This is a genomic window from Acidithiobacillus sp. HP-11, assembly GCF_015100075.1.
Lineage (GTDB): Bacteria > Pseudomonadota > Gammaproteobacteria > Acidithiobacillales > Acidithiobacillaceae > Acidithiobacillus > Acidithiobacillus thiooxidans.
The window spans coordinates 1-13,212 of the sequence record NZ_JACKYY010000063.1 but is presented as its reverse complement, the minus strand read 5'-3'; the positions used below and the strand labels follow the sequence as shown (position 1 = coordinate 13,212).

15 protein-coding genes are annotated in these 13,212 nt (G+C 52.8%); 9 read left to right on the top strand and 6 right to left on the bottom strand.

Annotation, left to right across the window (positions count from 1 at the left end):
* Positions 1 to 125 precede the first annotated feature (125 nt).
* Positions 126 to 284 carry a hypothetical protein gene (locus H7F08_RS13935; protein WP_193640853.1) on the bottom strand — a complete coding sequence of 53 codons (159 nt, stop codon included), beginning with the start codon at positions 282 to 284 and terminating at the stop codon, positions 126 to 128.
* A gap of 436 nt (positions 285 to 720) precedes the next feature.
* Here H7F08_RS13935 and H7F08_RS13930 point away from each other — a divergent pair, with 436 nt between their 5' ends.
* Genes H7F08_RS13930 through H7F08_RS13920 form a run of 3 tightly spaced genes read left to right on the top strand, consistent with a single transcriptional unit; the run spans position 721 to position 2,085 of the window.
* Positions 721 to 1,350 carry a tyrosine-type recombinase/integrase gene (locus H7F08_RS13930; protein ID WP_193640852.1) on the top strand — a complete coding sequence of 210 codons (630 nt, stop codon included), beginning with the start codon at positions 721 to 723 and terminating at the stop codon, positions 1,348 to 1,350.
* 52 nt (positions 1,351 to 1,402) lie between these two features.
* Positions 1,403 to 1,639, top strand: a complete 237-nt coding sequence (locus H7F08_RS13925) for a DUF4160 domain-containing protein (RefSeq protein ID WP_193640851.1) — start codon at positions 1,403 to 1,405, stop codon at positions 1,637 to 1,639.
* Positions 1,636 to 2,085, top strand: coding sequence for a DUF2442 domain-containing protein (locus H7F08_RS13920; RefSeq protein WP_153940812.1), 450 nt, complete (start codon positions 1,636 to 1,638; stop codon positions 2,083 to 2,085). Before H7F08_RS13925 ends, H7F08_RS13920 begins: the two co-directional genes overlap by 4 nt.
* Positions 2,086 to 2,726: 641 nt before the next feature.
* Here H7F08_RS13920 and H7F08_RS13915 read toward each other — a convergent pair.
* From H7F08_RS13915 to dsbD, 4 genes are all read right to left on the bottom strand, one after another.
* Positions 2,727 to 3,344, bottom strand: coding sequence for a thioredoxin fold domain-containing protein (locus tag H7F08_RS13915; RefSeq protein ID WP_153940772.1), 618 nt, complete (start codon positions 3,342 to 3,344; stop codon positions 2,727 to 2,729).
* 106 nt (positions 3,345 to 3,450) lie between these two features.
* Positions 3,451 to 4,083, bottom strand: coding sequence for a thioredoxin fold domain-containing protein (locus tag H7F08_RS13910; protein ID WP_153940771.1), 633 nt, complete (start codon positions 4,081 to 4,083; stop codon positions 3,451 to 3,453).
* 26 nt (positions 4,084 to 4,109) lie between these two features.
* The gene (locus tag H7F08_RS13905; RefSeq protein WP_226842673.1) at positions 4,110 to 4,715 is read right to left on the bottom strand and encodes a thioredoxin fold domain-containing protein; all 606 of its coding nucleotides are present in this window, start codon (positions 4,713 to 4,715) and stop codon (positions 4,110 to 4,112) included.
* Positions 4,716 to 4,744: 29 nt separating this feature from the next.
* Complete coding sequence (gene dsbD / locus H7F08_RS13900) at positions 4,745 to 6,706, bottom strand: protein-disulfide reductase DsbD (protein ID WP_193640850.1); 1,962 nt, start codon at positions 6,704 to 6,706, stop codon at positions 4,745 to 4,747.
* A 754-nt stretch (positions 6,707 to 7,460) separates the two neighbouring features.
* On the opposite strand from dsbD, the gene H7F08_RS13895 reads away from it, so the two are divergent.
* From H7F08_RS13895 to H7F08_RS13880, 4 genes are read left to right on the top strand one after another with little or no spacing between them, the layout of a single operon-like run.
* A complete protein-coding gene (locus H7F08_RS13895) occupies positions 7,461 to 8,198 on the top strand; it encodes an MBL fold metallo-hydrolase (protein WP_081577266.1) in 738 nt (245 codons plus the stop codon).
* Complete coding sequence (locus tag H7F08_RS13890) at positions 8,195 to 8,557, top strand: ArsR/SmtB family transcription factor (protein WP_010641838.1); 363 nt, start codon at positions 8,195 to 8,197, stop codon at positions 8,555 to 8,557. The genes H7F08_RS13895 and H7F08_RS13890 overlap by 4 nt, the downstream gene beginning before the upstream one ends.
* Positions 8,554 to 9,819: an MFS transporter gene (locus H7F08_RS13885; protein WP_193640849.1), complete on the top strand. Its 1,266-nt coding sequence runs from the start codon at positions 8,554 to 8,556 to the stop codon at positions 9,817 to 9,819. Before H7F08_RS13890 ends, H7F08_RS13885 begins: the two co-directional genes overlap by 4 nt.
* 15 nt (positions 9,820 to 9,834) lie before the next feature.
* Positions 9,835 to 10,173: a DsrE family protein gene (locus H7F08_RS13880; protein WP_193640848.1), complete on the top strand. Its 339-nt coding sequence runs from the start codon at positions 9,835 to 9,837 to the stop codon at positions 10,171 to 10,173.
* Positions 10,174 to 10,429: 256 nt separating this feature from the next.
* On the opposite strand, the gene H7F08_RS13875 is transcribed toward H7F08_RS13880, so the two are convergent.
* The gene (locus H7F08_RS13875; protein ID WP_193640847.1) at positions 10,430 to 11,503 is read right to left on the bottom strand and encodes an ADP-ribosylglycohydrolase family protein; all 1,074 of its coding nucleotides are present in this window, start codon (positions 11,501 to 11,503) and stop codon (positions 10,430 to 10,432) included.
* Positions 11,504 to 11,577: 74 nt separating this feature from the next.
* Between H7F08_RS13875 and H7F08_RS13870 the strand changes: the two genes are divergently transcribed.
* Both H7F08_RS13870 and H7F08_RS15760 read left to right on the top strand, forming a co-directional pair.
* Positions 11,578 to 12,087, top strand: coding sequence for a phosphate-starvation-inducible PsiE family protein (locus tag H7F08_RS13870; protein ID WP_226842672.1), 510 nt, complete (start codon positions 11,578 to 11,580; stop codon positions 12,085 to 12,087).
* A 1-nt stretch (position 12,088) separates the two neighbouring features.
* A complete protein-coding gene (locus tag H7F08_RS15760; protein ID WP_035211140.1) occupies positions 12,089 to 12,331 on the top strand; it encodes a TRIC cation channel family protein in 243 nt (80 codons plus the stop codon).
* Positions 12,332 to 13,212: the final 881 nt, after the last annotated feature.

Genomic DNA, 13,212 nt, shown 5'->3' with positions numbered 1-13,212 from the left:
CTCATTATATCACGGAAGGCGGTTCTATTCATCGTTATCTGGCTGATTCACAATAAATAAAACAAGAAAAATAGGGTAACAAAATAGCGCCAAAATAAGTATAATTCATAGATAAATAATAATATTTAATGACCGACATTTTTGTTAACCATGCCGATTTTCCTCGCGGAAAAACGGTGAAACTTTAGTATGAATAATCCACAATCCCGCACGATAAAACGCACGACAATTTTTGCTGGCGTCCTTGCAGCAGCGATGTTGAGTTTAACCAGTTCATCGGCCATGGCAGCCGTTTCTTTAGGATTGGCGGTTCCCGGACTGAGCGTACAATTGGGTACGCCTCCCGTCTACTACGCGCCACCGCCGGTGTATTATGCGCCGCCCCCCGTCGCTTATTACACGCCGCCACCAGTGGTCAGATATTATCCCGTGCCACCCCCTGTCGTTGCCTATGGACCCAGACCTTGGCTTCGGCGGGGGCCGCCACCATGGGCAGGGCATGGAAGGCCAGGACCCTGGCAACATGGCAATTGGCACCACGGACCCTGGCACCATGGAAATTGGCATCACTGATAGATCAAGAATATGAGATGCGATTCGCCATAAAACAAAACAAAATTCTGCAAGTGGTCATGGATAATGAATGACCGCTATCAGTCTGGCGCCGCCCTTTGAGTTTGCAAAAAATGGTCTTCTTCTCACAACCATGGAGACCGTGTCATGCAAACAAAACCCAACGGCACCCAGCACCTCAACACCCCTTGGAACAAAGACAAAATCATAGGTCAGAAACGGCCCTTGAAACTACAGGAGGTATGGGCCATTAGAATTCGCCTGCAACTGGCCCAACAGATCCGTGAATTAGCCTTCTTCAACCTCGCCATCGATAGCAAATTGGGGGGCTGTGACCTCGTGGGACTGCATGTTTCCGATATCGCCCATGGTCACGCCGTTATGAACCGCGCCATTGTGCTCCAACAAAAAACTCAGAGGCCCGTCCAATTTGAGATCACCGAACACACCCGAGAGGCCCTGACTGCTTGGATCACCCATGCCAAACTCAAGGATGACCAGTTTCTTTTCCCCAGCAGGAAACACGCCTCACCTCATCTTTCCATCCGTCAGTATGCGCGTGTTGTAGAACGTTGGGTTATTTCTATAGGATTGGATCCGTCCGCCTATGGCACGCATACCATGCGCCGAACCAAGGCCACATTGATTTACAAGCGCACCAAGAATCTGCGCGCCGTGCAACTTCTGCTGGGACACACCAAGCTGGAGAGCACCGTCCGTTATCTCGGCATTAAGGTTGACGATGCCCTGGAAATGGCCGAGCAAACCGAAGTGTAACGAAATTGATGTCAACCTTGATAGGGTGCAATGATTTCCCTACTATGAAGCCATGACCAACTACTCCGTAGGGGATGACTGGCATATACGCATCAATGGCCGGGAGCAGCATCCGCTTCCGCACGTCCATGTGCAGTTTCGTGACGGATCCCGTGTGTCGCTGGCCATTGAAACAGGCGCGCTTCTAGTCGGCTATGTCTCGCCCCGAAAGCGATTGGAACCGGTGCGGACCTGGATTGAGGCGCATCGGGATGCCCTATTGACGGAATATCGGAGGTTGAATCCATGAATCAAGCACCCAAAATTGAAACGGCGACGATTACTGGCCTGTTCCAGGTAGAAATCCATTGGTCCACCGGAGAAGTGTTTACCACGGATCTTAAGGATCTTATTGGCCCTTCACGGGCGGAAGATCCCTTTTGTGCACTCCATGATCCGGCTTTCTTCGCTCAGGGGCATACAGATGACTGGGGCGATGGTCTGAGTTGGCCCGGCGGACTGGATCTGGGCGCAGACAGTCTCTATGCCTTGGGGAGGAAACAGGCCGGATTACCAACACGTGAGGATTTCATCCTGTGGATGGAGCGGAACAAGCTCAGCTTAAGCCGTGCGGCGGAAGCCATCGGTATGACTCGGCGCATGATGGCCTACTACAAAAATGGCTCCCGCCCGATACCAAAGACCGTTTGGCTGGCCTGCATCGGTTATGAGGTGATTGAACGCCACGCAGCTTGAATAAGGTGAATAATGGGCGATTTTGCAGCGGAAGCGGTCATTCGGCAGACTGACTGTCATGTTCTCGAGACCGGCCATTGGACTAACGCACACTAATCGGCCTTTGCGGTTAGTCAGCGCCAGACCGATTCGACCCCCGAAATGCAAATGCATCGGTATGCAGTGTGCCTTTAACTCAGTAGGCCTTCCAGTGGTAGCAGTTGAGCTTAATCAATAGGATATTTGCGCGGGTGACTTTGGTTCAGACTCCTGATCGACTGTATAATATCGAACAAATCGATTGTTGCTATATTGAGATTGGCTTTCAGCCTTAAGGCATCCTCGGGTTTGGGCTCCCAGTATAGAGTGCTACATGTTCAGCCAGATCCGCGTTCCTAAAAAGCCCTTCCATGGTCACCACTTTGCGCGGGATAGCTGCCGTTGTCCCAAGTTACTCTAAGAGTATGTGTCCCCGAAATAACCGTGGGACGACCCAGCCATTTTAACCCCAAATAGCTCAGGACTAGGAACCCGATCAGATATCGTTCGGTCAGGACTACAGGCTGTTCTCCGCCATGGGCTTGGTGTAGCTGGCGTGACCGGAGGCAGCATAGGCAGCACCCTCCACTCCGCCCAGCGCCTCCAGCGTTTTACCGCTCAACTTATGAGATGATCTCCATGATTTTATGCAACCCATGGCTCCCCAAACCATGTTGTAGTTCCCACTGCCCATGTTTGTTCCGGTAGAGTAACGTGGGCGTTGCTTCCTCACCCGTACGGATAAGCAGCCGGGTATTATTGCGCACGGCGCGACGTATCAAGGGCGGAGGATTGGGGGCTGGACGGATCCCGCCTTCTTCTGTTTGGGTATTGAAATGCGATTCATCATAGGCCAATGCCTTGGCTGGATTATTCGCCATCAGGATGGATGCGGCCTTGGCAGGACTGGAGGGCTTCAGAAATCCCACCAGAACTACCCGCAACCGCAATTTTTCAGCCCCGATGATGGGCAGAGCTTTCTCATACAATCTATGGCACCAGATACAGTTAGGGTCCATAAATGCCGTTAACTCAGGCCCCTGATGCCCGACCAGAAAAGTGTGTGCGTGGGTTATCGCTGCAGCAATAGCACTTGGAGGAAGCGCCTTGGGATTGGCGTGTTGGGGCTTTGTCATTTCCTGAAAAAGCATGTTCTCCTGGGCAGGTGCAGCCGTGGCCGCCAACGGAAGTGTGATCAGCCATCCAGTCAGCAGCCATCCTGACAACCTTCTTTTCTTCATAGCGCACTCCTCAATAACCCGTAGGTAATGGTCTCTTGGGCGAACAATCTCCGGTGACGCTTCCTGGAAGGGAATGACCCAATAGCCATCAACGTTCCTATAATACTCACCGCAAATGCGGCAGCAGCCCGGAAAGCTGTTTTTCAGAAATCATGCCGGGGATGCGGCCAATATGACCATTTTTGAGACGATACAACATGGCGGGCGTGCCATTGAAACCCAATGCACCCATCATTTCCAGATTATGCTTAAGATCCTGGGTTGTTTTTGCTGTGGGTGTGGCTTTGGGAAGGCTGCGATAGTCACCGCTCTGTAACGCCGGACCAACAATGGATTCAAAATGTTTCAATGTTGTCAGAGGATGGGAAGATTGCAGCCAAGCGGCGGCTTCTGCCGGACTTTGTGGCGTCAGGAAGGCCACGGGGACATAACGGACCGTCAATTTTCCGCCCTTAATCAAGGCGGCCTCATGGTTGTACATCACATGGCAGTAAGGACAATTGGGATCCTGAAAATCATAAATGATGGGACCGTGGTGGCCTTCCTGAATATAAGTGAGGTGATGCGCCAGAATATGCTTCCAAAGAACATTCGCCGTCAGTTTTTTGGGCGGTACCGCTGTAGCCGTTCCCGTTGCTGTCTGCGCTTCAGCGAAAGTCGTGCCAAAAAGTAATAGACTACTGCCGAATAGCCCGATTCCCAGCCATTTCAGCCAGCGGGTTCTCATCCTGTTTTCCATGTCGCGCTATTCTCCTGGTATGCAGATTATTTCAGATTCGGAATGATGGTCAGCAGTTCCCCGCGAGATACCATGCCGGGCATTAATCCTGTTGTGCCATTTTTGCGTTCATACAAAATGGCGGGTACGCCCATCGAGTGGGCACTTTGCAGTACAGCCATGTTCACTTTTAAAGCGTGAAGCGTCTGTGGAAGTGCTTTGGCTTGCGGCAGACCAACAGGCCCCTGGGGTCCCATAGGTGCCGCGAAACTCTTGGCAGCCAATCCCTCAAAATGTTGCAGCGCCTGGACCCGATGCGGGGATTGCAGAATAGCGGCAGCTTCAGGGGTGCTACTGGGCATGAGATAAGCGACCGGCACATAACGTACGGAGAGTTTTCCGGCTTTGATTAGCGGTTGTTCCTCATCGTACATACCGTGGCAATAAGGACAATTCGGATCAAAAAAATCATAAATGACCGGTCCTTTATGCCCTTCCTGGATATAGGTCAGTTGCTGGCCGATGTCCTTCCAATAATTGTTCTGAGCCATTTTGGGTAAAGGCGGAAGTTCTGTGGCTGCCAGGGCAGATCCTATGCCCAAGATGCCGATCAGCATGCCGGTTAAAACGGTCAGTCTTGTGTTGCAGTTCATAGCGATCTCCTCAATTATTTTCTATAACATCAACGATCAGGCATCGTATGGCCCAGCTTCTGCCGCAGGTGCTGCAGGAGCGTTTCGGGTCCTTCATAGCCTTCATATTGGGCAACCAGATGCCCTTGCGCATTGACCAGCAATACTGCCGGTGGCCCAAATAACTGGAAACGATGAAGCAGGTGGCGCGATGCGGCATCACTTGCTGTCACATTCACCCGAATTAGCGTGAGTGGTTGCAAGGCTTTTTCTACACGGGGATTGTCATAGGTTTCGACATCCATACGCTGGCACTCTACACACCAGGTTGCCCAGAAATCCACCAATACCGGGTGTCCTTTTGCTGCGGCCAAAGCCGATTGCAGCTGGGGAAGGCTGCGAACCACGGTAAAATGGAGGGGATGATGCTTTTGAAGCGCATGGTTTTGTAGAGGGGCGACAGAAACCTCTTTTGCCACGAAAGGTGCCAAAGGTTCAAGCACTAGGGAAGCACCCGCCGAGGCACCGACTCCGAGAACCACACCATAGACAACAGCCAGTATGCCGAGTCCCTGGAAGAATCGTGGCCATCCCCCGGAATTGGCTGCAAACGCCCCCAGAAAAATACCCGAGAGGATGGCGAGCGCTGACCATAAGGCCAGCGTAACCGGTCCCGGCACAATTCGTGACAGGAACCAGATGGCGACTCCCAGCAGAACCACGCCAAAGACGGCCTTTACGCCGTTCATCCACGCACCGGCTTTGGGCAGAAAATGTCCGGCAGAAGTCCCGATGATCAGCAGGGGGACCCCCATGCCCAGCCCCAAAAGGAACAGGGCCAGCCCCCCCAGAACTACGTTGCCGGTGTGGGCAATGAACAGCAGAGCTCCCGCTAATGGGGCTGCGACACATGGCCCGACGATCAGGGCGGACAGCACACCCATCACGAAGGCGCTGAAAAAGTGTCCACCCTTCCCGTAACGGGATAGGCGGGATTGTATAGCATTGGGCATCTGCAATTCGTAGAAACCGAACATGGAGAGCGCCAGTACGACAAACAATGCACTGAATCCACTGAGCACCCAGGGATTTTGAAAAAAGGCCTGCAGATAGGATCCGGTGATCGCTGCAAGAACCCCGGCAACCGTATAGGCCAATGACATACCCAGCACATAGGCCAGAGAAATCCAGAATGCATGCCTTCTGGACTGCTTTACGGTCAACTGAGTGTTCCCCTGACCGACCACCAGGGAGGACAGAATGGGAATCATGGGGAAAATGCAGGGTGTGAAGGCTAGTCCAAGGCCCGCCAGAAAGAAAAGCAGTAGCGTTAAGAGGACTTGTCCGCCGGCCAATCCTGCTGCGAACTGCCCATATTGACCGGCCACCACAGAAGGTTGAACCGGCTTCTGCAGAGCAGGATGCGTGTCGGCCAAAGCCGGAGCATGCCGTACGGTGCTGGCAATAATTCCCGTCGGGCTTAGCGTATAGCTTTTCGTGATGACTGGGTAGCAGACACCGGCATTGGCACATCCCTGAAAACTGCTGGTGACTCGAAGTTGCTTGGGGGGCGTGCCCGTGAAATGTACGGGCACCCGAATCGTGGTGGTATCGCCCTCATAAACAGCCAGGGTTCCGACCCCCGGTATATCCATCGGTTTGCCCGGTGGCAGGGTATAAGGCGCCAAATGGGCAGAACGAGGGCTTACCTGTAAAGTGATCCGATTGCGGTAGAGGTGATAATGGGGTGCGGCGATCCACTGGAGGACCAGGGTATCGTTTGGTGCCATGCGCGCTTTAAAGCGAAAGGCTTTGGCCGGTGCTAGAAATGGTGACGAGCTGACGTCAGCCTTCGCCAGAATAAGCGGGCTGGCGAGCGCCGAAGGGGACAGTATCAGTGCCAACGGAGCCAGTAACAGCCAAAGCCGCAAGATGAGGAGCAAATGATGTCTATTCGTTGACGCGCGATCGCGACGTTGCCGGGAACCTGCACATAGAACTTGATCGAACATTCATTCTCCAAAGATGCACTGTTTATTCGAGCCTCCGCCAGGCTTGATTACTGATCAGACAAGCAGAAAGCATGCCGGATCTTGGGGGACGCAGTTAGGATCAGCGCGCAACAAGGAATGCTGGTGGCTCATCGCCTTCCAGTGCAAGGGATTGGGCTTGCGATTTGGTCTCCTGCCTGATCCCGTGGAAGCCCCTGAATACCGGGCTGAACATGCGTTCCAGATCGAACCTACCATACCTCGCTTTTCCCATAAACTAACTGGCTTGTGGGCTGCATCAAAACCAAACTCAGAGAGATCTTTGAAAAAAGGGCTGCCAAGCAGTGCTTGTAGTTGGTCAATTTTTATCAGGAATCACCGTCAGAATGGTGCGCCTTTGGAAGTATTACCATGCTGGCAATTCTTTCAAATCTCCAGTGCGTTAACGATCCAGGATTCATGACTTGGAGTGGTCAAAACCTGACGATTTCGCTGCACGTAGTCAGTGTTTGTCGGGGACCGAGATTAACGTCTGCGTGAGTCAAACTCAGAGGTAAGGCCTCTGGGTCGAAGCTGCTATTGAAAAGATAGATCATGGTGGAGAGGTGGCATTGTGCACATTTGTAAAATTTGAAACCACAATAAATTGAAGTGGAGGTCTCCTGCGATGCACGAAAATCCTGAGGGTTACACTTCCAGTGCCGATGTTGACTGACAGATTCTGTAGTGAGATAGTTAACAAACTTATTAACTATTATACAGATGGAGGTGCTTCATGTTTTTCCAGCAAAGACGTGGTGAAGATGGAACCCTGTCTTACTTCTACGGCTGTGGTGGTAAAGGTTTTGCCGTCGCAGTAGATGTGGTGGCTGGCGATGAGGGGTGGTTTATGGCCGAGGCTCGGAAAGCCGCTGTGCGCATCAGCTTTGTCATTGATACCCATATTCATGCCGACCATCTTTCGGGCGGGCGAGCCTTGGCGGCGCTGGCAGAAGCGCCTTACTGCATGCACGAAAGTGACGAGGATCAGGTACAATTTCCGATTCGAGGTCTCAAAGACAGCGAAATCCTGGAGACCGGCAATGTGATCACCCAGGTGCTGCATACTCCCGGTCATACCCCTGACAGCCTTTGTCTTTTAGTCAGCGATATCCGGCGCAGCAAGGCTCCCTGGTTTGCCCTGACGGGCGATACCCTTTTTGTTGGTGGCGTGGGACGACCGGATCTGGGGGGCACCCCCGAGGAAATGGCTGCGAAACTCTATGACAGCCTCCAGCAGAAACTGCTAACCCTTCCGGATGATCTGGAAATCTTTCCGGGACATGCTGCCGGCAGTGTCTGCGGGGCTGGTCTTTCGGGAAAACCCTCGTCGACGATCGGTTTTGAAAAGCGCTGGGATCCCTATTTGAGTATGGATCGGGCGATCTTCATTCAGGAGCTGACCGCCAACATTCCGGAACGGCCGGCGGAGATGGCGCGCATTGTTGCCAGCAATCTGGGGAGGGCAGCATGAAGCAACAGGAAACCATCCGCTTTGCACTGTTTTCGGAAGTGTTTGCGGCCATTGCCCATCCCAAGCGCCTGGAGATCATTCACTATCTGGGTGAAGGACAAAAAACTGCCAGCGAGCTCACCGAACTGACGGGTATGTCAAAAGCCAATGTTTCCCAGCACATGAATATTCTCAAGGCGAGGGGTCTGGTGCACTGCGACAAGTGCGGGACTTTCTGTCATTACCGACTCACCAGCCCCAAGATTTTGGAAGTTTGCGAGATTGTTCGGGAGCTCATTCTCGACCAGATGCAGATTACTGCGCATCACCATGAGGTACTGAGTACTGTGGTCCCTCTCCACCAAAAAGACCCCGCATGAACGTCACAGCGGACTATGCAAGCGCTTACGTCCGGGGCATTGGCTGCAACCGTGGACAGTTTCTGCTGCAGACGGTACAGGTCTTTTTCGTGGGTCTGATCATCGGCATGGAACGCAATGTGTTGCCCACCATGGCAGCGCACTTTGGTGTAGATAGCCACGCCTTTTTCTTCCTGGCTTCTTTTGTGATTTCCTTTGGCCTGGTCAAGGGTGCCCTGAACTTTGTGGCGGGTGGACTTTCTGATCGCATCGGCCGCAAGCGGGTTTTGCTGCTCGGCTGGATAGCCGGCATTCCCATTCCGATTCTGATTTTCTTTGCCCCCAACTGGTGGTGGATTATCGGTGCCAACGTCTTCCTGGGCTTCAACCAGGCCTTCACCTGGACTATGACCGTCACCAGCCAGATTGATTTGTCAGCCAACCATCAGCGCGGTCTGGCGGTCGGCATCAATGAGGCCATGGGTTACATTGCCGTCGGTGCAGCGGGTCTGGCCACGGGGTATCTGGCCGTTTTGTATGGTCCCCGCTGGTCCTTGCTGCTCTTTGGGCTAGTGGTCATTGCGCTGGCGTTGGTGTTGCTGCTGTGGATAAAAGACACCATTCACTGGGTACGTGCCGAGCATATACAGCAAGAGGCGGCTACCCCGGCAGCGGTACCCGCACAAAGTATGTTTAGCACTTTCCTGCAAGTTTCCTTTCAGGATCGGACCTACCGGGCGCTTTGCCAGGGCGGTGTCACCAACAAGATTGCGGACACTCTGGTCTGGGTGCTGTTCCCGTTGTTTTTCAAATTCCACGGCCTCGGCATTATTTATATCGGCTGGATTACCGGCGTTTATGCCATGGTCTGGGGGCTCTGCCAGTTCTGGACCGGGCATCTGGCCGATCACGTTGGTCGCAAGCCACCGGTTTTGCTGGGCTTTGCCCTGTTATCCGCAGGATTGGCAGGAACCACACTGGTGAACCACTTTGCTGCATGGATTGTCACCGCTGCCCTGATGGGGCTCGGCATGGCACTGCTTTATCCCAATTTGATTGCCGCCATGTCGGATGTCGCTCCAGCCATGCAACGGGGTCGGATACTGGGCACTTATCGTTATTGGCGGGACACGGGTTATGCCATCGGCGGGGTCATTCTTGGTCTGGTGGCTCAATGGAGTGATAAAATCCTCCCCGCGATCTGGCTGACCGCTGGCATTGTGGCCTTGTCGGGCTTATGGATTGCCTTTGCGGTTCAAGAAACCCATCCCCGAAGTATCTGAACAGGAGGATCTTCCATGAGCAAAGCATTAATCATCCTTCATGCAGGTCCTGATGAGGAAAATCCTCGCGCCGATACGGCGGTTCGTCTCGCCGGTGCCATGTTGGCAGACAACAAAGACGTTCGCTTGTTTCTTGCCGGTCAGGGCGTGCTGATCCTGAAAGACTGTGATAAAACCCGCGATAATGTGCGCAATTTGTTGAGTGAGCTGATGGAATTGGGCCTGGAGGTCCAGTGCTGCGATAGCTCTTTAAAGGCACAGGCTATAGAAACATTACCGGCTGGGGTCAACAGGAGTTCCATGAAAGGTCTGTCCAGCTGGATCAGTATGGCTGATGAAGTCGTATGTTTCTGACGGTGAATGACTTTAGGATAGCAACATCAAAAGAGGTGCCGATCGCTCGCTGATCTGGGCTGTGATCTCATGTTGCATTGGAGAAAGCCGTACTTGATGCGGTGTTACGCAACAGCACTGTGGTTCGGTCATCCAGATAGCTCCTCGGTGTTCATTTTCTTTCAGCTGCTGAATGAATGCTTTCAGTCTGCCGCTGACCATTGAGACTCAACGGCGGCAGGGCAGTGTGAACAGTCATTGGCTGTTCTGGCATGGTTTAAATCGGCTTCTGTCGCACTGCCAATTGCTCTATTTCCGAGGCCAGCGCCAGATATCGCTGGGAATCACGCAGGCCAGTGATGAAACGACGAGGGATCCCTTCCAAACCTACCTGAGCTCCTACGAGCGCCCCTGTTAGCATCGCGCGGGACATATTTTGTCCGCCTCCGTTGATGGCGTGCAATACGGCAGATTCATAATCATCGCTGAAACGACTGGCCAAGTAGTAAGCAGCAGGTAATTGATGATAAATAGCACAGGGCATACCGTAAATCAGACTCACTTTCCAGGCCGGTTCGATGACGATGTCCATATCTGTGGCCGCCAAGACTGCATATCCTGCTGTGAGTAGAGCATCAGGTGATGCAAACTGCCCAACATGCGCCTTTTCACTATCTGCAGCAGTCGGTGGCTGCAGTTGACCTTGGGTAACCATGTGGAAGGGTAATGCTCCGCTGTGAACCTGTGCCATGAGTTTGGCGTTGATCTGTGGCGTCAAGGAAGCACCGGAAACCAACTGTGCCAACACTGCATTGAAGGCGACACTCATGGCTAAGATGGCCGGATCACATTGGGTCAGGAGGATATTGCTACAAACCGCCTCAGCCATTTTTCTTGGGTGTAGGGCATATAAGGCGGCAATAGCTATGGCACGCTCTGCACCCTCCGTCGTGTCTGCATCTCCAGCGCATGCGCCCCATGGACGTTCTTCTGTCACACGCTTGCGCCAAGCTTCCCGTATGGATTGATTGGTGTAACCTCCCGGTCCCTGCATGGGTGTCCCATCCAGATGCGGAAACAGCTTTGTATCCAGTCGCCGGGTGAAATCATCCTCTGAGTAACCCTCGCAGTGCGCTAATGACTCCATGAGCATGGTGAGAAGTATTCCGGTTTGTGAGATGTCACCAGCGACCAGACCTTCATGATATCGACCGGGACGAGGCGTAATAAAATCCGTGATCCACGGACCACAGTCCCGCCGCATTTCAGCCAGGTCGTAATACCAATGGCAGCCTAAGGCCAGCGCATCCCCAACCAACGCACCCATCACCGCACCTGCTACGCGTTGCATGATTTGCTACCTCCCTTACGTTGAGTTCGTTAAAACAACTGGTAGAATCTATAAAACTCATTCAGGAAACGCTGTTGCGTTCCTTACCTATTATGCCCTGTGTCGCCAAGCATACGCATCCAGCCCAAAGAGTCCTGATGTTGATTGGTGGTTTCAACAGCGTTCTGCGAATGCTGAATTATACCCTTCACCTGTTTATTGCCGTCGCCTTGGCGGCTGCCAGCGTATTGATCATGATCCAATTCAGTCATGATGTGGTGGACACTTTCCGGGAGCACATACTGGCAGCTGGCTTTCTCCACGCCTTAGGCACGCTTTTTATTGTTTGGGTCCTGTCAGCCCTGATTTCCGCCGAAATCACCTTCATGCGCAGCGGTATTTTTCATGTCGAGGTGTTTTTTGAAGTCGCCATGATTACGCTGTTGCGACAACTGATTCTGATCCCCGTGAAAGGCGGAGGAGAAACCATCCCGCAGGATGACCTCATATTCTACGCCATGATCAGCGCAGCCCTGTTGGCTACCGGCATCGCTTACTTCCTCGTAGCCCGCAGCCACTTGGGTAGTGGCCGGAAAGCGCTATGAAGTGAACAAACGGTCCAAGGAGCGCTTTCAACAAACCTATGTGGGCTACATTGATCCGCCGATCCGCGATATTTTAACCGCCGAGATTCCTGTGGTGTTGCGTGCCGAAATCTATGCTTCTGCGGCCTTGTTGGGAGCAGCGGTTACTCTGGCTGGCGCATCACTGACCCTTTATTCTGCGCATGATGGCTTTGTACCGACACTGGAGTTTACCCAGACCGCGCTAACCCCCTGGAATGTTTGAATAGACACTACTGAGGAATCGAAAAATGAATGTCCCCTTCCTGCTGCCGACCATCAGGGTTCAATGGGGCAAGGCAGCGAGAAGCAGCTTTTCACATCTGGACTGGGAATGAGTAGTATCCGCTAGTCCCGCTTGGGGGTTATACAAATTATTCACGGACTAACCTGTTTACACGCTCGTAGAATTGCGAAACCAATTTTCTTGAGTTTTCACCATAGTGGACCTCTCTATCGCAATTCGGGCATAGCGCAACCGCGTTGGTCACAGTGTCGGAGCCATTATCGGCAAGCTGGCGAACGCGATGCAGTTCGTGGAATGCTAGCCCGTCTGAGCCATTGAAAGGGGCCGGTTAGCCGCAAGATTCGTGTACTTGTCATTGCATGGCTCAACCCAATCACTACGCACTCACCTGGTCTGTAGCTGATCTACTCCAAGGGGACTTTCAATGAGTAACATATGGCCCAAGACCTGCAATAGAGGAGCATGAGACTCGCAGCCCATATTTTGAGAAAAACTCTATGTTCTGACTTCCCCACTTTTCCTCGCCGCCTAATAAACTGGAACCAAAGCATACCCCTTCTCTTGGTAGGCAATGGTAGAGATGAATCCACTTTCCACAGGCGTTACGCTCGGAATCAGCATGCTCGGAGATACGTCCATACCGTGTAGCGCCACGCCACAAGCCTGAAACTGGATGCCTTTGTGGCTGAGCTTCAGGATTTCTCCCTGAATCCCCGCGATATCCCTTTCTTCTGTGTAAGGTATGCCCCGAGAGCTATGCTCGAAAGTGGTGTACGGGCGCGTTACAACTGGCTTGAATGAGGTGGCGTACTGTTGCTACAAAGGGTTTCCGACTCAAAGAGCAACATAAGGAGTACGCC

What these genes read in the sequence shown, in the direction of transcription:
- H7F08_RS13920 (WP_153940812.1), top strand. Translation starts at nt 1,636, where the DNA reads ATGAATCAAGCACCCAAAATTGAAACGGCGACGATTACTGGCCTGTTC.
- H7F08_RS13895 (WP_081577266.1), top strand. Translation starts at nt 7,461, where the DNA reads ATGTTTTTCCAGCAAAGACGTGGTGAAGATGGAACCCTGTCTTACTTC.
- H7F08_RS13875 (WP_193640847.1), bottom strand. Translation starts at nt 11,503, where the DNA reads ATGCAACGCGTAGCAGGTGCGGTGATGGGTGCGTTGGTTGGGGATGCG.
- dsbD (WP_193640850.1), bottom strand. Translation starts at nt 6,706, where the DNA reads ATGTTCGATCAAGTTCTATGTGCAGGTTCCCGGCAACGTCGCGATCGC.
- H7F08_RS13885 (WP_193640849.1), top strand. Translation starts at nt 8,554, where the DNA reads ATGAACGTCACAGCGGACTATGCAAGCGCTTACGTCCGGGGCATTGGC.
- H7F08_RS13910 (WP_153940771.1), bottom strand. Translation starts at nt 4,083, where the DNA reads ATGGAAAACAGGATGAGAACCCGCTGGCTGAAATGGCTGGGAATCGGG.
- H7F08_RS13915 (WP_153940772.1), bottom strand. Translation starts at nt 3,344, where the DNA reads ATGAAGAAAAGAAGGTTGTCAGGATGGCTGCTGACTGGATGGCTGATC.
- H7F08_RS13925 (WP_193640851.1), top strand. Translation starts at nt 1,403, where the DNA reads ATGACCAACTACTCCGTAGGGGATGACTGGCATATACGCATCAATGGC.
- H7F08_RS13880 (WP_193640848.1), top strand. Translation starts at nt 9,835, where the DNA reads ATGAGCAAAGCATTAATCATCCTTCATGCAGGTCCTGATGAGGAAAAT.
- H7F08_RS13930 (WP_193640852.1), top strand. Translation starts at nt 721, where the DNA reads ATGCAAACAAAACCCAACGGCACCCAGCACCTCAACACCCCTTGGAAC.
- H7F08_RS13890 (WP_010641838.1), top strand. Translation starts at nt 8,195, where the DNA reads ATGAAGCAACAGGAAACCATCCGCTTTGCACTGTTTTCGGAAGTGTTT.
- H7F08_RS13905 (WP_226842673.1), bottom strand. Translation starts at nt 4,715, where the DNA reads ATGAACTGCAACACAAGACTGACCGTTTTAACCGGCATGCTGATCGGC.
- H7F08_RS13935 (WP_193640853.1), bottom strand. Translation starts at nt 284, where the DNA reads ATGGCCGATGAACTGGTTAAACTCAACATCGCTGCTGCAAGGACGCCA.